Below are 21,568 nucleotides of genomic sequence, written 5' to 3' on the forward strand. Positions count from 1 at the left end.
TCCTGTTTTTTACATCTATATTTCTATGCCATCAATAATATCTAAAAATAAATTCTCAATATCCTTATGCACTTCCTCTCTATTTATTTCTTCAAATATAATTTTATCTGTGCAACTTTGATGATACTCTTCATTAATAAATTTATAAATTTTACTTTTTAAATCTTTACCATTAATCATCGAAATCTTATTTTCTAAACTAACTTTCCATCGATTATCAAATAATTCCTGACATTTAGAATTCTTCTTTGACGCTTCCCACTTAGAATCTAATTCTTTACCATCCCCCGTTCCATGAGAAAACACCTTATTATAGAATTTTTCTGATGTCTCTTTTCGAAAAGTTTCACAAATTTTTTCTAATTCTTGATAAAACTTATCTCTATCTTGCCCTTTTGATACCCTAAATAAAACCTCCGGAATCAAAATATAATTTTCTATTTCTTTTTTAGCCCAAATATGTAACTTTAGACGATTTTTATCTTCTGCTTTTTCTTTTATTGAACTCAAATACGAATCTGGATAATAATCTCTATCCAATACTCCAATTATACTAATCTCACTATCAATACTATTTAAAAAATCAGCTACTTTAAAGTATTTTTCAAGATTCGAAAAACCATCTATTTTTATAGAAAATATATGATCAATTGAAAAATCACTCTCCGGATATAACTTATCAAAAAACTTCTTTAAATACCTCATATCATCACCTTCAAGAAATAGTAATTTCTTATACGTAAACAAACGTATCAAAGACATATTTTGAATACTTCCGATTTCATCTACCACTTTTTGAACAGCAGGTAACTCATTTGTGTACTTCAAATTTTTCTTTTTATTACTAACATTTAAAATATTCTCTGAATCGACTTCAGAAATAATTTCTATTGAATGAGTCGCAATAATCACTTGTTGAAAATTTCTACGAACATATTTCAATAATTTTCGTTGTAAATCGGGGTGCATATACACATCTGGCTCATCTAAAATAACCGTCGTTATACCTTTGTTTTTTGATTTAGTAACAAACCACATCATTTGTAACCACATTTGAAGTCCATTACCAACATACCCTAATTCTGTCATAAAATCATTCTCTCCTACAACTAAAGAAACCAAAGTATTATCTGAAGAGTGGTCAAGTTTTGGAGGATTTATTTGCAGATTTTTCCATGTTTGCTTTATTAATGAAGAAAATTCATTAAATACTTTTTCATCATTAGTCATTTCCAAATAAATCTCGTTTCTGAAGTGCAATGATGATAAATATGTATCTTTATCTTTCCTTACTGTTTCTTCCGACAAATATTTTTCAATTTTTCTTAACGGACCTATTTGAGGTAAAATATTTAACTTAGGAAATCCAGAACTGTTAAAAGTATTTTTATTAGTAATAATTTTACCATTCGAGTCATAAACAAGTGCAAATATTAAGCCATCATAGAAATGAACTACAATTTTATAGCCATCATAAAATCCTGCAGTGAGTTTTGGTTTAGCCCCTTCGTCATAGTTATGTGGAATCGTACCAGTATTGATTTTTAACATCTTACCATTAACAATAATACATTTAGCTTTTTTAGGGAAATCGCGAGCCAAACCGTCAGGAATATTTCTAAAAATTGGTTTGGATAAGGCATAAGAAATTATTCTCAATGCTTCAATAATGGTTGATTTCCCTGCATTATTTTTTCCAACTGCAATTGTTAAATCTTTAAACTCTAGTTTTGTATCTTTGAAACAACGATAATCTTCTAAATGTAAAAATTTAAGCATCTAATTTGCATCCTCTTTTCAAATCCATAAAATTATTTATTACATACAAAAAACCAACGTTTGCTGGTCTTTGTTGGCTCCTTATCTTCAAAGTCCGCGTAGAGTTTAAAGGATTTAAAGCCAGCCTGCTCCAGTAAAATATCATAGGTCAAGACTTCGTAGGTGCGCTCTTCATGAACTTCATCGTGACGACTAAAGGAGCCATCCTCCTCTTGGACAAAGAAGGTCAGCTCATGGACAATCGAGTGAGGAGCTTCATCCTCATAGGTATCCCAGAGCATGGCAAAATCTTCCGCATTTTCATGGTAAGAATAGCCCGGGAAAACTTCATCCGTCTGGTAGGTCGAATGGACATCAAAAATAAAGATACCATCTTCATTAAGAGCGTTATAGACTTCTTTGAAGACATCTCCCACTTCCACCTCGTCCTGCATATAGCAGATAGAATCAGAGTAACAGGTCACAAAATCGTAGGTACCCGCTTGCGACAGGTCCAGCATATTGCCCTCGATAAAATCAATCTTTTGCTTGGCTGAAGCCGCTCTTTTTTCAGCAATTTTCAGCATATCAGCACTCAAGTCTAATCCTGTTACGTCAAAGCCAGCTTGGGAAAAGCGGACAGACTGAATCCCTGTCCCACAAGCCAATTCCAGTAATTTTTTCCGATCCTTGCTTTTAGGGAGATGCCGGAGAGAAAAATCCGTCCACAAATCATACAGACTGTCATCCATGACCGCATCATAGACCGCCGCAAACGTTTCATAAGTCGCCATAAATCAAGATACAAAGAGCGTTAAAAGCAAAGAGAAAATAGGAAAATTTCTGCCGTATCGTCAGATACAAAGGAAGTTTATCTTTTTCTCACAGCTTTTAGCTCGTGTTCAGTTGACAAATTAACTAAACACGACACCCTATCCTTTCTTTCCATAGAATTTCAATTTAACCAACAAAACTCAGTTGCTACCAACTGAGTTTAGCTGCTTATGCTAAGGTTGCTGAAAGATCGACAGCATTTGCTTCGTGCCATAGCTTTTCTAGATTATAGTGGGCACGCATTTCTTCTGAGAAGACATGAACCACCACACCACCTAAGTCAAGAAGGACCCAACCTCCTGCTGAGTCACCTTCGACGTGGCTGGCATTGCCCCCAGCTTCAACGACTTTCTCGCGAATATTTTCTGCGATCGCTTCCAACTGACGGCTGTTCATAGAGCTTGCGATAACAAAGTAATCCGTCACACTGGTCAAGCTTTGAACATCCAAAGCCACAATATCTTCTGCACGTTTTTCATCGGCAGCTTTAACAACAAGTTCAAGTAATTCTTTTTCTTTCATTTAGTCCTCTTTCAAATACTTCACAAAGGCGTTATAGGTTTCAAGGGTTTGGGGATAGATGGGCAATCCTTGGTGGGCCAGGTGTTCGACTGTACGAGCTGTTTCATAGGCCACGGCACGATCTAAGGAGACTTGGGCGATATCACGTGCTTGCTCCACCCCTGGGAAGGACCGGTTGTGCTCAATGTAATCTGCCACATAGACAATCTTGTCTAAGGTTGACATCTGTCCACTCCCCACAGTGTGAATCTCAATACTGCGAAGAATGGCTGGATCTGTCAGCCCGAGATCTTCTTGGATCTTGTAAATCCCGACCATTCCATGCCAGACATTGTTGCCCCAGTTTTTTAATGCTGGATCCAGCTCATAACGATCGATCAAGTCTAGAAATTCCTGATCCGATAATTTCTTGGCGTAGTCATGTAATAGACCGGCTAGGCCAGCCTGCTCTTCATCTACCCCATAGCGCTTGGCTAAGTCACGAGCAGCCTTCTCAACCCCTAAACAGTGGGTTAGGCGTTTTTCCGGCAAGATTTGACCCATTTTTTCGAGCAAGACCTCTCGAGAAAAGCCGAGATAGTTTTCATAGGTCATTGATACAACCCTTCTTTCTTGATATAGTCCAAGACTGGTTTTGGCAGCATAAAGTTGGGCGTCCGACCTTGAGCGATAAACTCGCGAACCATGCTAGAAGAGATATCCATCAAGGGAACATCCACCCAAATCACGGGGTAAGAAGTTCCCGCCTTGTAACGGGGGCGTTGAACCCCGACAAACTGGACCATCTCTACTAACTCGTCAATCCGATACCATTTTGGCAGGTAGTCCACCATATCGGCTCCAATGATAAAGTAATAGTCTGTATCAGGCTCTCGCTCATTGAGTAACTTCATCGTATCGTAGGTATAAGAAATCCCTTTACGCTCTAGCTCAATCGTCTCGATTTCTAGTCCTTCAATCCCTTCAATGGCTAGTTCCAACATTTTCAGGCGATGACGCTCATCAATGGTTTCTTTTTTATCCACATGCGGAGGCTCATATTCTGGCATGAGAAGGACCTTGTCCAAGCCCAATTGCTGGCGGACCTGGTCCGCAACTACAAGATGGGCATTATGGACAGGATTAAAATTCCCTCCGAGGATTCCCACTTGTTTGCGTTTCTTATCTTTGATCTCTGGCTCTAACTCCACCTTGGTAAAGGGGGTTAATAGTTCAATGGCCATATACCTGCTCTCCTGTGTCTCTTAGATTTCTTTCACTTTGACTGAAATCTTCCGGTTTTCTTTTTTGCTTGATTGTTTATACAAGATGAGGATGCGTCCAATTTTTTGAACCGTATCCACACCGATTTCTTCTTCCAAGATTTCCGCTACTTCATGGATATTCTCATCCGTATTTTGAAGGAGGGTCACCTTGATCAGTTCGCGAGCGTCTAGCGCTTGGCGAACACTGGTTTTGATTTGATCGTTAAGCCCGTTTTTCCCGATTTGGATAATAGGTTTGAGGCTGTGGGCTTGGCTATTGAGGAAAGCCCGTTGTTTGGATGTTAATGTCATGTTTTTTACTTCCTTTTTCTTGATCGTTATTTTAAGTGGTGGGGACGGCCGGAACTAATTTTTCAAAGATCTCATCTTTGAAAAATGGATTTCCTCACCTCAAAATTGAGCCTTGGTCTCAATTTTGCCCTTGCCAATCGATCGATTGGCAACTACACCACGGCAATAACGATCTATTTATGAGCTCACTTGGTTCGCTCTTTAATTCCAATTTGTTCCAAGTTTTTAAATGATAGCTTTGCGTGATACGACGGCGACGCCTTCTGGTGCCCAGACCGCTATTTTGGCTTTTCCATTGACGCGGATCCAGCCAAGCCCAGAGATAACGAGGTCTGTCTTGTCCTTGATGGTAAACTCATGAGAAACCAATGGTGGGAAGTCTTCTTTTTCCTTGCTGTTAGGAGGTGTTAACAAGCCACCGACATGCTTGTCATAAAAGGCGGTCGCTCCTTCGAGTTTGGTCCGGTGAAGCTTGAGTTCGTTATCAAAAAAGGCGGTGAAACCTTGTTTTTCCCCCTTGATAAAGTCAAACCGTCCCAAGCCACCCAAGAAGAGGGTTTGCTCTGGGTTAAGCTGATAAGTCTTAGGCTTGATTTCCTTTTTAGGACTGACATACTTGAGGTTTTTAGCCGTCAAGTAGTGAGCCATCTGGTGGCGGTGGATAATCCCTGGTGTATCGTAGATGTAGGATCCATCGTCCAGTGGGATTTCGATCTTGTCCAGTGTCGTTCCTGGGAAGCGAGAGGTTGTAATGATATCCTTATCGCCTGTGATTTCTTGGATAATCGCATTGATGAGGGTCGATTTCCCTACGTTGGTCACACCCACCACATAGACATCACGGCCTTTGCGGTGCTGCTCAATTTTTTCCATCAAGTCCTTGATGGCACTCTTGTTTTGGGCAGAGGTGAGGACCACATCGACAGGACGCATGCCTTCTTCGTGGGCCCGCTCCATCAACCAATGGGTCACCTTGCTATCTTTAACAGACTTGGGCAAGATGTCTTTTTTATTTCCGACCAAGAGGACATCATTTCCTGCTACAAAGCGAGGTAAGCCGGGGATGACGGAGCCATTAAAGTCAAAAATATCGACTACATTGACCACGAGAGCATCACTATCTCCTACTTCGTGTAACAATTTCAGGAAATCATCATCTGTCAGATGTACATCTGTGATTTCATTGTAGTGACGAAGACGGAAACAGCGTTGGCAATAGACTTCGCCTGTTTCCAATCCCTTTTCAAGAGCTGATTGGGGAGTGTAGCCTAGTCCCTCTTTGTTTTCTGTCTGAATGGGGGCTCCACAGCCAATACAGAATAATTCTTCCATTCTTAAATTCCTTTTTTATATACAATCGGACCATATTTTTCGGCCATTTGCTTCATGACACGGCGTTCACGCGCCCGGTTGATCTGGGTCTTGATGGAGTCATGCTCGACCAAAGGCTTGACCAAAATCGAACGAATGCCCGCCCGATGAGCTGCCCGGATGTCGGTCATCAATTGATCCCCTACCATGACCACTTCATTTTTTTCATAGTGGAAACGTTTGAGAGCTCGGTCAATCCCAAAGGTAAAAGGCTTAAGCGACCAAGCTTCATAGTCAATATCAAATTTCTCAACCGCGCGCTTGACCCGTTTAGGACTATTATTGGACACCACGATGACCCGAATCCCGCCATCACGAAGGTCATGCAACCACTGGCGCATCTCTGGGGTTCCATCCGGATTATTCCATGCAATCAAGGTATTATCCAAATCCACAAGGACTGCCTTGATCCCCTGTTTTTTCAAGTCTGCAACGGTGAGATCATAGGCTGCTTCCACCGCAAAATCTGGTTTGTAATTTTCGATTGACACGTTTTTCTCCATTTTTTATATTCTCTTCATTGTAGCATAAATGGACGTATTTTGCACTTGCTTCATCGCCCCTATTGGAAAAAGCATAGTTTGGTTTGTTATCTAAAATAGACAAAATCGTTACAAACTTTCAAAAACATGATATAGTAGAAGAAAAAATACATGGAAGAGTTATGATAGCAAAAGAAAAAAAATTGAGGGAGGTTTCTCCTCTCCTCCAAAAAATCATCAATTGGTCCTCCATCATTGGAGCCCTTGCAACCCTTGCTTTCTGTATATGGGCCTACTTTGCTGGTATCCTCCAATCCAAGGAAACCTTGTCGGCTTTTATTCTTCAAGCAGGAATCTTTGGACCCCCTCTCTTTATCCTTCTTCAGATCCTTCAAACAGTGGTCCCTATTATCCCCGGCGCTCTAACATCTGTCGCTGGTGTCTTTATATATGGCCACATCATCGGGACCATCTACAACTACATTGGAATTGTCATTGGCTGTGCCATTATCTTCCAGCTCGCGAGAATGTACGGGCCTAAATTTGTCCAGTCTATGGTCAGTCAGAAGACTTACGAAAAGTATATTAACTGGCTTAACGAAGGCAAGCGTTTTGACCGTTTCTTCATCTTCATGATGATCTGGCCCATCAGTCCTGCAGACTTTCTCTGTATGCTAGCTGGTTTGACCAATATGACCTTCAAACGCTACATGACGATTATTATTTTGTGCAAGCCGATTACTTTGGTCATCTACACTTATGGACTCACCTATATCATCGACTATTTCTGGCAAATGATGTAAAAAAGATGTTGAGCAATAGCCCAACATCTTTTTTTATAGAATTCCTTTTTCTTTTTGAATAATGAGGTCTTTCAGAGAGATCAGAAGCACTGCTAACAGAATCATCCCCATCCCTATAAAATCAATCGCATAGAACTGATCATTCATGATCAAATAGGCAAAAAATACAGCGGAAATAGGCTCAATTGAAGCTAATAAACTACCTTTTACTGCCCCAACCATCGAGGTTCCTTTGAGAAAGGCCGTATAAGCAAAAATAGTTCCCAACACGATCAAGCCAAAGAGGGCCAGAAGGTTATCAGAAGAATAATGTCCTTGAAAGGATACCAGGCCACTAAAAGGAACCATGAGAATTCCTGGTAAGAGCATACCTACCCCAATAACTGGCATGCTTCCCCATTTTTTGATTAAGTTGAGGGGCAAGATAATATAGAGAGCATAGGCAAAGGCAGAAAACAAGCCCCAACCTAGACCCTTGGGCGTAATAGCCAACTGATGCAACTGTCCATGGGTTGCAATCAGAAAGGTCCCCCCAATCGCTAATAGCATGGAAGCAATCTCTGAGACAGTAGGCCCAACGCGGTCCTTGACGCAGGTATAGGCTAAAACACCAACTGGGCAAACATATTGAAGCACCGTAGCGGTCCCAGCATTGGTTTCTGCAATGGCGATCAGATAGGTTAACTGAGTCAATAGCAAACCCAAAAAGGCAAATAGAATCAAAGATAGATAAGAGCTTTTATCCTTCAAAAAGGCAAAAAACTTCTCCTTATCAGACAGATAAGCAAAGAGAATGAGGACGGCACCTGAAATCAGCAGGCGAATATTGGTCAAGATAATAGCCGAAAAACCGTGTGCCATCAAATATTGCCCACTCACTCCAGAAAGCCCCCAGGCAATCCCAGCAATCACAGTCATCAAGGTTCCTTTAAAAGATGTAGACATATTGCCTCCCAAAACTAATTAATACGGTACTCTACTTCTTCTCTATTCTATCACAAAAACCAGCCCAAATGGACTGGTTTTTTCTAAAAGTTTGATACATTACGGCTCAACCAAAATCTTGATTTGGGCTTTATCTTGTGTTAATTCAACAAATCCCTCTTCAACGATATTTTCCAATTTAATTTTCTTGGTTACTAATTTCTCAGCAGAGAAGTAACCTTGTTCCATCAATTCCAATACTTTAGGGAAGATGTGGCGATAAGCGATAATCCCTTTGAGGGTCTTTTCTTGAATGGCGAATTCATTTGGATTGATGCTGGCTTCACGTTCCCAAATGGAAACAACCATACACTCACCAGCCTTATGCACAGCTGCCAAAGCTTGTCCAAGAACAACAGGAACCCCTGTCACTTCATAAGAAACATCTGCACCACCATCCGTCAAACGATGAATGGCTTCAACGATTGATTCACCTTCTTCTGGGCGAACCACAATGGCACCCAATTCTTCAGCCTTAGCTTGGCGTTCAGGAGACAATTCAACCGCATAAATTTTCGATGCCCCAGCTGCACGGAGAGCTTCCACGATCAAAAGACCGATTGGGCCCAAACCAAAGATAACAGCTGTATCCCCAGCTTTCAAAGCAGACTGACGAACTGCATAAACGGCAACAGCAGCAGGTTCTGTAAGCGCAGCCTGCTCGAAGCTCAAGCTATCTGGAATCACATGGACCAAATCTCCATCTAGGACACAATATTTAGCAAAACCACCATCTGCAGCAAGGCCGACGAAGTTCAAGTTTGGATCGAGGTTATAATCACCAATTAAGTTGTGTTTTGCCAAAATTGGTTCGATTGTCACACGATCGCCGACTTTGACACGAGTCACATCGCTTCCAACCTCAACAATTTCCCCAGCAAACTCATGACCGAGGGTCACGGGTGCTTTTTGACCAGAATAAACATGCTCTTCTGTTGGAATGAAGATTGGCCCATCCAAGTATTCATGCAAGTCTGTCCCACAGATTCCCGTGAATTTGACTGCAACCTTTACTTGATGGGGTTGTACTTCTGGAACTTCCACTTCCTCGATGCGAACGTCCTTTTTGCCGTGCCAGCGGGCAGCTTTCATTGTTTCCATATGATTCTCCTATTTTCTATGAATTGCAATTCCCTTTCAGGAAACCCGATAACCATATTGTAAGCCTTTTCACAAACTTTGTCAAGGAGGATTGAAAGCTTAACTGACTATTTTCTATTCGAAAATAGATAAAATTTTCAAGCCACTTATTAAGTACTAAAAAAACAGACACCTAAAGGTGCCTGTTCCTTTTATTCACTATCCTTCAACTTAGCCAATTCTTGGGCAAGTAACTTGAGGGCTACTTGTGGGTTGGCTTGGCCTTTGGTTGCTTTCATGAGGAAGCCTGTGAAGGCCTTATCCGCATTCCGTTTCCCTGACTTAAAGTCAGCTACGGCCGCTTCATTATCTGCAAAGACTTGGTGGATGATTGGAATCAAGACTTCAGGGTCTGAAATCTGTACCAATCCAGCTTTTTCGACGTATTCACGCGCACCGCCACCGTTTTTCGCCAAGTGAACGAAGACTTTCTTAGCAATCTTAGAAGAAATCGTTCCATCTTCGATGATGGCAATCATTTCTACCAAGTTTTCTGGTGTCAATTGGATTTCTTCCAGCGTTTTGCCTTCCGCGTTCAAGAATTGTGCCACTTCTCCTTGGAGCCAGTTAGACACTTGTTTAGCATCTCCACCAAGGGCTACGGCTGCTTCAAAGAAGTCAGAGGTCACTTTAGTCGCTGTCAATTGGTTGGCATCATAGTCAGACAAGCCCAGCTCTGTCACATAGCGAGCCCGACGGTCTTTTGGAAACTCTGGCAACTCCGTGCGCATTTCCTCAATCCACTCATCTGAGATTTCAAACAAGGGAAGGTCTGGTTCTGGGAAGTAACGATAATCCGCTGCCCCTTCTTTGACCCGCATAAGGATGGTACTCTTGTTGGCTTCATCGTAACGACGCGTTTCTTGACGAATGATCCCACCTGAACACAAGATTTTCGCTTGACGCTCCACTTCATATTCAAGACCTTTACGGACGTTTGAGAAGGAGTTCAAGTTCTTCAACTCTGTCTTGGTCCCAAATTCCTCTTGACCATATGGACGAAGGGAAATGTTGGCATCCACCCGCATGGATCCTTCTTCCATCTTCACGTCAGAAATGCCTGTGTATTGGATGACTTCTTTCAAAGCTGTCAAATAAGCGTAGGCTTCTTCAGGAGAACGCATATCGGCTTCAGATACGATTTCGATCAATGGCACCCCTTGACGGTTAAGGTCTACATATGAGAAACCGTCTGTTCCATGCGTGTTCTTACCGGCATCTTCTTCCAAGTGAGCCCGTTCAATCCCGATTTTCTTGGTTGAGCCGTCTTCCAATTGCACTTCAATCCAACCGTTGTAACCAATTGGCTCGTCAAATTGCGAAATTTGGTAGGCCTTTGGATTATCAGGATAGAAATAGTTCTTACGGTCAAAGTGCATGTGCTGGTGGATATCCATGTTCAGCGCCAAGGCAGCCTTGATTCCAGCATCCACAACACCCTTGTTCAAGACAGGAAGTACCCCTGGGAAAGACCAGTCGATCACATTGGTATTGGCATTTTGCTCGTTCCCAAAGTGAGCAGAGGTTGGTGAGAAGATTTTTGAATTTGTATTCAATTCAACGTGGACTTCAAGTCCGATGACTGTTTCAAAGTTCATTAATTGTCACCTCCGAAAATAAGGGGTTGTTGCTTGTGGTAATCCGTCGTTGCTTCAAATGCTGCTGCGGCTTGATAGATCGTTTCTTCGGAATACTTAGGACCAATCAACTGCAAACCAACTGGCAGTCCTTGGGCAAAGCCTGCAGGAATCGAAATCCCTGGTAGACCTGCCAAGTTAACTGGAATGGTCAACAAATCCGCCAAGTACATTGCAACTGGATCATGGCTGAGCGAATCCAAATCAAAGGCTACACTTGGTGCTGTAGGACCTAAAATCAAATCGTAATCCGCAAAGACTTTTTCAAAGTCTTGGATAATAAGGGTCCGGACTTGACCAGCCTTCTTGTAGTATGCATCGTAGTATCCTGATGACAAACTAAAGGTCCCAAGCATGATCCGGCGTTTGACCTCATCACCAAAACCTTGGCTACGAGTGTTGACATAGATATCGTCCAAGTTCTTAGCATCTTCCGCACGGAAACCATAACGAATGCCATCGAAACGTTGCAAGTTTGAAGATGCTTCTGAAGAAGCAATGATGTAGTAGACAGCAACCCCGTATTTAGAATGAGGCAAGCTGACTTCTTCGACTGTTGCTCCCAATTTTTCAAAGTGCTTAGCCGCATTAAGGATGGTTTCTTTGACTTCTGGGTCAATTCCTTCCCCAAGATATTCTTTCGGAAGGGCAATCTTCATACCTTTGATGTCTTGACCAATCTTAGAAGTGTAGTCTGCTACACGTACTGGTGCAGAAGTTGAATCTTTAACATCTTCGCTAGCAATGACATTAAGCAAGAGGGCATTTTCCTTAACTGTTGGCGCAAAAGGACCAATTTGATCCAATGAGCTACCAAAAGCAATCAGACCAAAACGGGAAACCGTTCCATAGGTAGGCTTGAGTCCAACAATCCCGTTAAAAGCAGCTGGCTGGCGGATAGAACCACCTGTATCCGAACCAAGGGACAAACGGACTTGACCCGAAGCTACAGCTGCTGCCGAACCACTGGATGAACCCCCAGGAACCTTGCTGTGGTCCCAAGCATTCTTGGTTGGTCCATAGTAAGAAGTCTCACCAGATCCACCCATGGCAAATTCATCCATGTTGGTCTTCCCGATGACAATCATATCTTTAGCTTTGGCATTGGCAACCGCTGTCGCATCAAAGATAGGCTCGTAGTTGTAGAGCATTTTTGAGGCCGCAGTCGTCAAGATGCCGTCAGTAGAGATGTTATCTTTGACAGCGAGTGGGATCCCAGACAGGAGGTTGTCAGCATCGATTCCTTTTTCGTCAATAGCCTTGGCTTGTGCAAGAGCAGCTTCTTCAGCTACCGTCACAAATGCATTGACTGCTTCTTCACGCGACTTAATATCGTCAAGAGTCGCTTGAGTCAATTCTGTTGCTGAAATTTCCTTAGCAACAAGGAGATTGTGCAACTCTTCAATGGTTTTATTGTTGAATGACATTAGGCATCTCCTCCATCTTCTAGGATAGCTGGTACCTTGATGTAGTAATTGTCTTTTTCAGGTACATTTTTAAACAAGCGGTCACGGTCAGTCCCTTTTTCAGCGACATCCGGACGCAATACAGTCTTGCGGTCCGCCATGGTTGTTGTTGGAGCAACACCGGTTGTATCCACCTCTTCCAACAATTCCACCATGTCGACAATTTTAGACAAGGTTGTCGCAAACTCAGCTGTCTCTTCTGGGGAGAATTTCAATTTTGAAAGATTGGCAACGTGGGTTACCTCTTCTTGCGTAATTTTCATCTTGCTTCCTTTCGTGAAATGATGATTTTTCAATACCCTCTATTTTACCATATTTTTAGTATTTATGCGGTAGTTTGGCAAGAAAATAGAGTCCAAGGAAGCGTAGCCATTAGGCCTCTCTCCTCGAACTCTCTTCTTAACATTCTTCTAATTGTTCATTCACAAGTTTTGCTCCCAAAACATGTTTGAAATGATTTAAAGCAAACTGGTGGTTTTCAGGAGTAAGCGACGCTACTGCCGGTTCTACCACTTCAATCTGATAGCCAAGATTGTAGGCATCAACCGCTGTATGGAGGACACAAATATCTGTTAAGACTCCCGTCAAAACAACAGTATCCACGCCACGTTCTCGAAGACGGATATCCAAGTCAGTTCCCGAAAAAGCAGAATAATGACGCTTGTCCATCCAAAAGACGCGTGGATCAGCTTGATGTTGCTTATAAAAATCAGCTAAGGGGCCGTACAAGTCCCGCCCACTGGTCCCAATGATATTATGGGGTGGGAAAAGCTTGCTCTCTGGATGAAAGGGATCATTCCCTTCATGAGCATCAATAGCAAAAAAGACATAGGCACCTTGATCAAAGGCCCACTGGGTCACCTGGGCAATGCTCTCAGAAATGGCTTGTGCAGGAGCTCCTGCAGTAAGCTTACCTTCATCCGCTACAAAATCAAAGGTGTAGTCAATCGAAATTAACGCTTTAGTCATTAGTAGTCTCTTTTCTTAATTTCTTCAAAAATATCTGGGATCAACACTTTGAGGTAGGTTCCCTTCATCCCAAGCGAACGACTTTCAATAATTCCTGCTGACTCCAGCTTCCGCAACGCATTGACAATCACAGAGCGCGTAATACCAATCCGATCCGCAATGACAGAAGCCGTCAACTGTCCTTCATTTCCTTTCAATTCACCAAGGATAGCAGAAACTGCCCGCAATTCTGAATAGGACAAGGTGTTCACAGCCATATTGACTGCAGTACGGCGACGAATATTTTTCTCGTCTTCCTCTCGTTGGAAGTTCAACATTTGAATCCCAACTACTGTACTAGCAATCTCAACCAAGATCAAATCATCGTCATCAAACTCTTTATCATTGCGCCAGATAATCAAAGATCCCAAGCGAATCCCAGATACATGAATAGGAGCAATGGTCGTCAAGCCATCAGGAAATTCAGACTTGGTCTCTACTGGAAAGATACTTAAATCGTGGTCCACATCTAAATTTGCCTCTGTATCATAGACTAAACTAGCTGCTTTAGCATAATCTTCTGGTAATTTTTTATTGTCAAAAAAAGCCTCAACCCGGTCATTATTAGTCTTGTAACGCATGAAATAACCAAGGAGAGTCCCCTTGCTATTAATAATACAAGCATTACAATGAATGATATCAGCCAGTTGACGGGCAATTGCATTATAAGGCATTTCATCTTGTAACTGTTCTTCAGAACGTTTCAAGATAGATGTAATTTTTCTCGTTTTTTCTAATAATTTAGCCATAATAAACCTCGCATATAGTCAGCTAAAGTATATCATATAAGCGAGGGAATTTCAATCAAATTATCTGAAAATTATTTATTTTTTCTACAATTCTATTCAATTCAGAAAAATTAGCCTTTTGTAACAAAATATTCGCTTCACTCTGTCAAAAAAGAGGCTGGGACAAAAATCCTAGCCTCTCAATTGTCTTTGGATTGTCGAGCAAGACGCAGTGGTTGAGTGGGCTCAACTACGCTGTTTTCATCAGCTTTTACAGCCCTACTCAACTGTGCGGAGGTGGGACGACGAAATCGAATTCTAACGAATGACCGATTTCTGTCCCACTCTCTCTATCTGCTTATCGTTTGTATTGTTTTAAGAAACGGGTCATCTTCTCTTGAATTTGAGCCAATTCTTCTACTCGAGGAAGGTAAACGATCCGGAAATGATCTGGCTCTTTCCAGTTGAATCCACGTCCGTGAACCAAGAGAACCTTTTCTTGTTTTAAGAAATCCAAGACAAATTGCTCATCATCATCCACTCGGTACATTTCTCGATCAATCTTAGGGAAGATATAGAGACCGGCTTTTGGTTTAACAGCTGAAAGTCCTGGAATATCATTGATGGCCTTGTAGATAAAGTTCCTTTGTTCGTAGATTCGACCACCTGGAAGCAAGAGTTCGTCCACTGACTGGTAGCCTCCCAAAGAAGTCTGAACCACTTGTTGGGCCAAGACGTTTGAACACAGGCGCATATTAGAGAGCATATTCAAACCTTCGATATAACCCTTCACGTGGTGTTTGGGTCCAGACAAGACCATCCAGCCCACACGGAAGCCCGCGATGCGGTGTGATTTGGACAAACCGTTCATGCTGACACAGAACAAATCTGGCGCCAGGCTTGCAATGGCTGTATGTTTGGCACCATCCATGACCAAGCGATCATAGATTTCATCCGCAAAGATAATCAAGCCATTTTGGCGCGCAATCTCGACGATTTCCAACAGAATCTCATCTGGATAGAGAGCCCCAGTCGGGTTATTGGGATTGATCACGACGATAGCCTTGGTATTTGAAGTGATTTTTGACTTGATATCTTCAATATCAGGATACCACTCAGCCTCTTCATCACAGACATAGTGCACTGCATTACCACCTGCTAGGCTGACCGCTGCTGTCCATAGAGGATAGTCTGGCATCGGTACAAGTACTTCATCGCCATTATCTAGCAAGCCTTGCATGGACATCACGATTAGCTCACTGACACCATTTCCAATATAAATGTCATCAATCTCAACGTTTGGAATCTTTTTCAATTGGCTATACTGCATAATTGCCTTACGGGCAGAAAAAATTCCTTTTGAATCCGAATACCCTTCACTATCCCGAGCATTCATAATCAAATCATGAATGACTTCGTCGGGAGCCGTGAAACCAAATTCAGCCGGATTTCCTGTATTTAAGCGTAGGATTTTCTCCCCGTTTGCCCGCATGCGCATCGCTTCTTCTAAGACTGGACCACGAATATCGTAAGCAACGTGCTCTAGCTTGACGGACTTATTGTATTCTTTCATGATTTTCTCCTCACTTTATCAAACTGCTTCCATTATACCACTAGTTAATCTTGAGTACAACTGAGCAACCTCTTTCATTCTCGATGAAATCCTATAGATATCTTATTTGACCTTTACTTTCTATGGTAAAAGGTTTAAAATATAATTATAGGTAACATAAATGGGTTCTTCCATTTCATTTTCACGTTTTCAAGCACTAAAGGAGGACGGAACATGTCTCAAAAATACGAAAACATTATGGTTGCAGTTGATGGATCTCGCGAAGCTGAACTCGCTTTTGAGAAAGGTGTGAATGTAGCCTTGCGAAACGGTTCAAAACTTACCCTTGCTCATGTCGTTGATACACGTGCCTTACAAAGTGTCTCTAGTTTTGATGCCGAAGTGTATGAAGGATTCCAAACAGAGGCTAATGAACTATTAGAAGGTTATATCAAACGTGCAAAAGAAGCCGGTGTCCAAAATATTGCTTCAGTGGTCGAAATGGGAAATCCAAAAGTCCTCTTAGCGACTGATATCCCTGAAGCAGAGGAAGTTGATCTCATCATGGTTGGGGCGACTGGTCTAAATGCTTTTGAACGTTTACTAGTTGGCTCTTCTTCTGAATACATCCTCCGCCATGCCAAAGTCGATTTGTTAGTGGTTCGTGAGACCGAAAAGACCTTATAAACTTTATAAAAACCAAAGAGGCTGGGACAAAAGTCCTAGCCTCTCAATTGTCTTTGGATTGTCGAGCAAGACGCAGTGGTTGAGTGGGCTCTACTACGCTGATTTCATCAGCTTTTACAGCCCTACTCAACTGTGCGGAGGTGGGACGACGAAATCGAATTCTAACGAATTACCGATTTCTGTCCCACTCTCTTTTATTTTCTTCAGATTCTACTGTTTTTTCAGAGCAATGTTTTTGATAAGCTTTGATTTGCCGTTCCAACTCTTTTTGAATAGCTGGCTCAGGTGCATACCTTTCTTCCCAGTCATCTGGTTTTAAAATTTTATGCGTGACTTCATCAAAGTGAGCCTGACCATCTGGGAAAATTTTCCCCATATTGGCGCGGTGAACAATCTCAAAAACCTCTTCAGGATCGACCCCCATTAGAACGAAACTACCATAAGTCAGATACAGCGTATCAATCAAGGCATCGACCTGCCCTACCATGGAGATCTCGGCGGGATGCTTGCTGCGAACCTTATTCGCCGCCTCATCTAGAGCTTGATGCAATTTTTCAATAGAACGATCGAAGATTGCTTCATCCTTACTAGCCGCCCGAATAAATTCAACCAATTCTTCCTGCTTAAACATGGTTCGGTAAAGAGCCTCTTGATTGTCCCAGGCCTTTGGTTCTTCCTGAGTTTGACCATCCATGAGTTGATGGAAGGCTTTGACCTTATTAAAGTGGTCGTCGCGACTGACAAAAAGAGTCTGATCCGTAATAATTCCAAAATGTTCCAGCGCTTTTTGAATTCCGTCCTTGGTATTACTAGTCGTTGTGTGCTGAGCCACTTCTTTGACCTTGCTGGTCCCATTCCCCATCGCAATTGACAGACCGACACCCGAAAGCATCTCTATGTCATTATCAGAATCTCCAAAGGCCATAACTTGGTCCATCGAGAAGCCAAATGCTTCTCCTACAATCCGAATCCCCTCCATTTTTGAGTTATCAGGGTTGATGACATCTGCCGCAAAGGGACTAGAACGAGTGAATTTTAATTCAGGAAAAGCTTGCTCAACTTTTTGGGTGTCCTTGGGACTAGCTAATAAGAGAACCTGATAAACCGGTCCTTGAGCAATTTGTAGCAGTTGCTTTTGATCCTGAGGAACAGCCTTGCTGACTACCTTGTTGAAGCCCTGACTAACTGCCTTCGAAAAACCTTTCGGTACAAAACGTGCAGACCATTGAGAAATCGGACTCATCCCAAAACTCATAATGCGAGAGCCTTCGACTCCATCTTCTGTCCCTAAAGCAATTTCGATGCGATGTTTCTTTGCATATTCAATTAAGAGACGAAGATTCTTCTTATCAATCGGAGAGGCAGATAAAATCTTGTCCTTGGTAAAAATATACTGACCATTATAGGTGACTGCGAAATCAAAGTCATAACGCTCGATAAAAGGACGGACAAAGAACGGTCCTCGCCCTGTCGCCAAACCAACAAAAATCCCTTGTTCCTTTAAGGCGCGAATGGCTTTTTCAGTTGACTTTAAAACCATTCGACTATCATTGACCAAGGTTCCGTCAATGTCAAAAAAGACCGCTTTTATTTCCATGATAACTGCTTTCTTTCCGTTTTATGATACAATAAATTATAACACACATTTCAAGGAGACACACATGATTAAGAAAATTTTGGCCCTTCATACAGGAGGGACCATCTCCATGCAGGCTGACGCCACAGGAGCTGTCGTGACCAATTCAGCCAACCCCATGAACCATATTGATTTGTCACTAGCTGGGATTGAGCTCACTTCAGAAGATTTTTTAAATTTACCAAGCCCTCATGTAACTCCTCAGCACATGTTGCAACTCTATCATAAGATTCAGAAAGAGGCTTCCCAGTATGATGGTATTGTCATCACCCATGGTACCGATACTCTCGAAGAAACAGCCTACTTCTTAGATACCATGGACTTGCCAACTATTTCTGTAGTCCTGACAGGAGCCATGAGAAGCTCCAACGAATTAGGAAGTGACGGTGTCTATAACTATCTGACGGCCATCCGAGTTGCGGCAGATTCCAAATCACAAGACAAGGGTGTCTTGGTCGTGATGAATGATGAAGTCCATGCAGCCAAGTACGTGACCAAAACACATACAACCAATGTCAGCACCTTCCAGACCCCAACACATGGTCCTCTAGGATTGGTTATGAAAAAAGAAGTTCTTTTCTTCAAAACAGCTGAACCCCGTGTGCGTTTTGATTTGCAAGAAATCAAGGGAGTCGTCCCCATTATTTGTGCCTATGCTGGCATGAAAACAGAACTTCTTGATCTACTTGATGTCCATCAAATGGATGGTTTGATTATTGAAGCCTTTGGAGCAGGAAATCTTCCTAAAGAAGTAGCTGAGAAACTCTTTGAATTTCAGGAAGCCGGTCTTCCCATTGCCTTGGTTTCCCGTTGCTTTAACGGGATTGCAGAACCCGTCTATGCTTACGACGGGGGCGGAGTTCAACTTCACGATCACGGTATCTTCTTTGTGAAAGAGCTCAATGCCGCCAAGGCTCGGTTAAAACTCTTGATTGCCATCAATGCTGGCTTAAAAGATGAAGATTTAAGAGACTATATGGAAGGGTAAAATAAGGATAGAAGGCGTGATGGTTAATCCATCCGCCTTTTGAAGTTAAAAATAGCTTTGATGGACTGAGATAATGACTGACAAAATGAATTTTAACATGGTTCTCATAGCTAGGACCTCTTTTCTGTTTTTTAGAATTATAGGTCCACAAACTTAAAATAAGATAAAAGAGGCTGGGACAAAAGTCCTAGCCTCTCAATTGTCTTTGGATTGTCGAGCAAGACGCAGTAGTTGAGTGAGCTCCACTACGCTGATTTCATCAGCTTTTACAGCCCTACTCAACTGTGCGGAGGTGGGACGACGAAATCGAATTCTAACGAATGACCGATTTCTGTCCCACTCTCTTTTTATCACTTCTTAATCCAGGTGTTCTTTCTGTTCCAAATGTAGAGACAAACAGTGCCAGTCTGGGTGTTCTCGCCATTTAGGAGTCGTGACCACCTGAACAGCTACCTTTCGCGCTTCCTCTAAGATCGGATAATCTTCAATGAGGTTGGCCACTTGAAATTCTGGTATGCCTGATTGACGCGTTCCAAAGATTTCCCCAGAGCCCCGTAGCTTGAGATCTTCTTCTGCCAAGACAAAACCATTAGTCGTTTCGGTCATGATTTTCATACGACGCTTGCCTGATTCCGTTTTGGGATTGGCAACTAAGACTGCGTAAGACTGCTTGTCTCCACGTCCTACACGACCTCTCAGCTGGTGCAATTGGCTTAAGCCAAAGCGATCTGCATCCATGATGATCATGACAGTGGCATTGGGAACATTGACCCCGACTTCGATAACGGTTGTAGAAACTAGCAAGTCTATTTCTCCTAGCTTAAAGGCCTGCATAATAGCCTCTTTTTCTTCCCCCTTCATCTTACCATGGAGGAGGGCAATACGGGCACGATCTCCGAAGTAGGCAATCAATTCTTCCTCTAAGGCGATAGCATTTTTGAGGTCCAGTGCTTCAGATTCTTCAATCAAGGGAGAAATAACATAGGCTTGGGAACCTTTTTGAATTTCTTTAACCAACCAATCCAAAACCAAGTTTAACTGTTGGTGCTTGACCCATCGGGTGATGATGTCTTTTCGACCAGCTGGCATTTGGTCGATAATCGAAACATCCATATCACCAAAAGCAGTGATCGTCAAGGTCCGAGGGATTGGGGTTGCTGTCATCATCAAGACATCAGGATTTTGGCCCTTTTCACGCAGGATCCGTCTTTGGGCTACACCAAAACGGTGCTGCTCATCAATAATGACCAAGCCTAAATCATGGAAATGAACTCCCTCCTGAATCAAGGCATGGGTTCCCACAATAAGGTCCACTTCCCCTGCTTCAATCGAAGCCAATCGCTCTCGTCTCTCCGCAGCTTTCAGACTTCCTGTCAAAAGAAGGATTCTAAGATTAGGAAAAAGAGAGGTCAAACTTTGTAAATGCTGCTCGGCCAAAATTTCTGTCGGTACCATCAAAGCTGCTTGCTTGCCAGCTGTCACAGCAGCATACATGGCTAGTCCAGCAACGACAGTTTTTCCACTTCCGACATCCCCTTGCAAGAGACGATTCATGTGGTAAGGAGAGCGCATATCTGCTAGAATTTCCTTCAGACTCCGCTCCTGGGCTTCTGTCAAAGCAAAGGGAAGATTGGCTTGAAGAGCTTTTAGCTTCTTCTCATCCCAATCCAGTACAATTCCCTGCCCGACTGAACGATTTTCTTCCTTCAAGACCTGCAGTTGCAATTGGAAAAAGAGCAGTTCTTCAAATTTCACTCGTCTCAGGGCCTGCTTGTATTCCTCAAGGTCCTTGGGAAAATGCATAGCCCTGACCGCCTGCCTGCGAGAAAGCAACTGGTACTTGTCCATTAGGACTTGGGGCAAATTTTCTTCCAATAGTTGGTCCAAGCCTGCTTCAAAAGCTGTTTTGATAACCTTCACTAGAGCAGACTGACTCACCCCTTGAGCCAAGCGGTAGACCGGTTGAAGGTCATCTTCGACTTGCGCGAGTAGCTTCATCCCTGTCAAGGCTCCCTTGGCCTTGTCCCATTTACCAAAGACAGCCACCGTTTGCCCCAGTTCAATCTTGTCCGCTAGATAGGGCTGGTTAAAGAAACTAACTGCTAACACCAGCTCCCCTTGTTTAATGGTGAAGCGAAGACGGTTGCGTTTGTAGCCGTAATATTGAACATTGGCTGGAGTTGCGACAAGTCCAGAAACGACCGCTTTTTCTCCATCTTCCAAGTCTAAAACATTTTTTGATTTAAAATCTTCATATCGAAATGGAAAGTAGAGCAAGAGATCTTCAACCGTTTCGATACCCAATTTTTTGTATTTCTCTGCTGATTTTGGTCCAATTCCTGGTAAGACAGAGAGTGGTTGGTGTAAGTTCATTCATTCCTCCTAGATAAGAAAGGAGGCTGGGACCTCCGTCATC

Annotated in this window: 21 protein-coding genes; 3 read left to right on the plus strand and 18 right to left on the minus strand. The window is 42.6% G+C overall.

The features are described 5' to 3' along the window. Positions 1-15: 15 nt before the first annotated feature. From D8785_RS03155 to D8785_RS03190, 8 genes are all read right to left on the minus strand, one after another. Complete coding sequence (locus tag D8785_RS03155) at positions 16-1,779, minus strand: ATP-dependent nuclease (RefSeq protein WP_125374466.1); 1,764 nt, start codon at positions 1,777-1,779, stop codon at positions 16-18. 32 nt (positions 1,780-1,811) lie between these two features. Next, positions 1,812-2,552, minus strand: a complete 741-nt coding sequence (locus D8785_RS03160; protein WP_125374467.1) for a class I SAM-dependent DNA methyltransferase — start codon at positions 2,550-2,552, stop codon at positions 1,812-1,814. A 208-nt stretch (positions 2,553-2,760) separates the two neighbouring features. Continuing rightward, on the minus strand, positions 2,761-3,114 hold the full coding sequence (gene rsfS, locus D8785_RS03165; protein ID WP_049514170.1) for a ribosome silencing factor: 354 nt from the start codon (positions 3,112-3,114) through the stop codon (positions 2,761-2,763). Next, complete coding sequence (yqeK, locus tag D8785_RS03170) at positions 3,115-3,708, minus strand: bis(5'-nucleosyl)-tetraphosphatase (symmetrical) YqeK (protein ID WP_125374468.1); 594 nt, start codon at positions 3,706-3,708, stop codon at positions 3,115-3,117. Further along, positions 3,705-4,337 (minus strand): nicotinate-nucleotide adenylyltransferase, encoded by a 633-nt coding sequence (locus D8785_RS03175; protein ID WP_125374469.1) that lies wholly within the window; start codon positions 4,335-4,337, stop codon positions 3,705-3,707. The genes yqeK and D8785_RS03175 overlap by 4 nt, the downstream gene beginning before the upstream one ends. Positions 4,338-4,358: 21 nt before the next feature. Then, positions 4,359-4,670, minus strand: coding sequence for a ribosome assembly RNA-binding protein YhbY (gene yhbY, locus D8785_RS03180; RefSeq protein WP_006595720.1), 312 nt, complete (start codon positions 4,668-4,670; stop codon positions 4,359-4,361). A 225-nt stretch (positions 4,671-4,895) separates the two neighbouring features. Then, positions 4,896-6,002 carry a ribosome biogenesis GTPase YqeH gene (yqeH, locus tag D8785_RS03185; protein WP_125374470.1) on the minus strand — a complete coding sequence of 369 codons (1,107 nt, stop codon included), beginning with the start codon at positions 6,000-6,002 and terminating at the stop codon, positions 4,896-4,898. A gap of 2 nt (positions 6,003-6,004) precedes the next feature. After that, complete coding sequence (locus D8785_RS03190) at positions 6,005-6,532, minus strand: YqeG family HAD IIIA-type phosphatase (protein ID WP_045759146.1); 528 nt, start codon at positions 6,530-6,532, stop codon at positions 6,005-6,007. Between the two features lie 173 nt (positions 6,533-6,705). On the opposite strand from D8785_RS03190, the gene D8785_RS03195 reads away from it, so the two are divergent. Then, entirely contained in the window at positions 6,706-7,326 is a 621-nt protein-coding gene (locus D8785_RS03195; RefSeq protein WP_125374471.1) for a TVP38/TMEM64 family protein, read from the plus strand. 33 nt (positions 7,327-7,359) lie between these two features. Here D8785_RS03195 and D8785_RS03200 read toward each other — a convergent pair whose 3' ends face one another. The 8 genes from D8785_RS03200 to D8785_RS03240 all read right to left on the minus strand — a co-directional run bounded on the left by D8785_RS03200 (position 7,360) and on the right by D8785_RS03240 (position 15,862). Further along, positions 7,360-8,271 (minus strand): DMT family transporter, encoded by a 912-nt coding sequence (locus D8785_RS03200; RefSeq protein ID WP_125374472.1) that lies wholly within the window; start codon positions 8,269-8,271, stop codon positions 7,360-7,362. 99 nt (positions 8,272-8,370) lie between these two features. Beyond that, complete coding sequence (locus D8785_RS03205) at positions 8,371-9,411, minus strand: 2,3-butanediol dehydrogenase (protein ID WP_125374473.1); 1,041 nt, start codon at positions 9,409-9,411, stop codon at positions 8,371-8,373. 191 nt (positions 9,412-9,602) lie between these two features. Beyond that, positions 9,603-11,048, minus strand: coding sequence for an Asp-tRNA(Asn)/Glu-tRNA(Gln) amidotransferase subunit GatB (gene gatB / locus D8785_RS03210; protein WP_125374474.1), 1,446 nt, complete (start codon positions 11,046-11,048; stop codon positions 9,603-9,605). Then, positions 11,048-12,514, minus strand: a complete 1,467-nt coding sequence (gene gatA, locus D8785_RS03215) for an Asp-tRNA(Asn)/Glu-tRNA(Gln) amidotransferase subunit GatA (protein ID WP_023024211.1) — start codon at positions 12,512-12,514, stop codon at positions 11,048-11,050. Before gatA ends, gatB begins: the two co-directional genes overlap by 1 nt. Beyond that, complete coding sequence (gatC, locus tag D8785_RS03220) at positions 12,514-12,816, minus strand: Asp-tRNA(Asn)/Glu-tRNA(Gln) amidotransferase subunit GatC (protein WP_002884769.1); 303 nt, start codon at positions 12,814-12,816, stop codon at positions 12,514-12,516. The genes gatA and gatC overlap by 1 nt, the downstream gene beginning before the upstream one ends. A gap of 136 nt (positions 12,817-12,952) precedes the next feature. Further along, positions 12,953-13,522 carry a cysteine hydrolase family protein gene (locus D8785_RS03225; protein ID WP_125374475.1) on the minus strand — a complete coding sequence of 190 codons (570 nt, stop codon included), beginning with the start codon at positions 13,520-13,522 and terminating at the stop codon, positions 12,953-12,955. After that, entirely contained in the window at positions 13,522-14,310 is a 789-nt protein-coding gene (gene codY / locus D8785_RS03230; RefSeq protein WP_023024217.1) for a GTP-sensing pleiotropic transcriptional regulator CodY, read from the minus strand. The genes D8785_RS03225 and codY overlap by 1 nt, the downstream gene beginning before the upstream one ends. Positions 14,311-14,647: 337 nt before the next feature. Beyond that, on the minus strand, positions 14,648-15,862 hold the full coding sequence (locus tag D8785_RS03240; protein ID WP_125374476.1) for a pyridoxal phosphate-dependent aminotransferase: 1,215 nt from the start codon (positions 15,860-15,862) through the stop codon (positions 14,648-14,650). 213 nt (positions 15,863-16,075) lie between these two features. On the opposite strand from D8785_RS03240, the gene D8785_RS03245 reads away from it, so the two are divergent. Further along, on the plus strand, positions 16,076-16,528 hold the full coding sequence (locus tag D8785_RS03245; RefSeq protein ID WP_023024222.1) for a universal stress protein: 453 nt from the start codon (positions 16,076-16,078) through the stop codon (positions 16,526-16,528). A 169-nt stretch (positions 16,529-16,697) separates the two neighbouring features. Here the strand turns inward: D8785_RS03245 and D8785_RS03250 are convergent, their stop codons facing one another. Beyond that, a complete protein-coding gene (locus D8785_RS03250; RefSeq protein WP_125374477.1) occupies positions 16,698-18,125 on the minus strand; it encodes a Cof-type HAD-IIB family hydrolase in 1,428 nt (475 codons plus the stop codon). A gap of 64 nt (positions 18,126-18,189) precedes the next feature. Between D8785_RS03250 and D8785_RS03255 the strand changes: the two genes are divergently transcribed. Continuing rightward, entirely contained in the window at positions 18,190-19,152 is a 963-nt protein-coding gene (locus tag D8785_RS03255) for an asparaginase (protein ID WP_125374478.1), read from the plus strand. Positions 19,153-19,509: 357 nt separating this feature from the next. Here the strand turns inward: D8785_RS03255 and recG are convergent, their stop codons facing one another. Then, positions 19,510-21,525 carry an ATP-dependent DNA helicase RecG gene (recG, locus tag D8785_RS03265; protein ID WP_125374479.1) on the minus strand — a complete coding sequence of 672 codons (2,016 nt, stop codon included), beginning with the start codon at positions 21,523-21,525 and terminating at the stop codon, positions 19,510-19,512. Positions 21,526-21,568 lie beyond the last annotated feature (43 nt).

This window comes from Streptococcus australis (genome assembly GCF_003943615.1).
Classification (GTDB): domain Bacteria; phylum Bacillota; class Bacilli; order Lactobacillales; family Streptococcaceae; genus Streptococcus; species Streptococcus australis_C.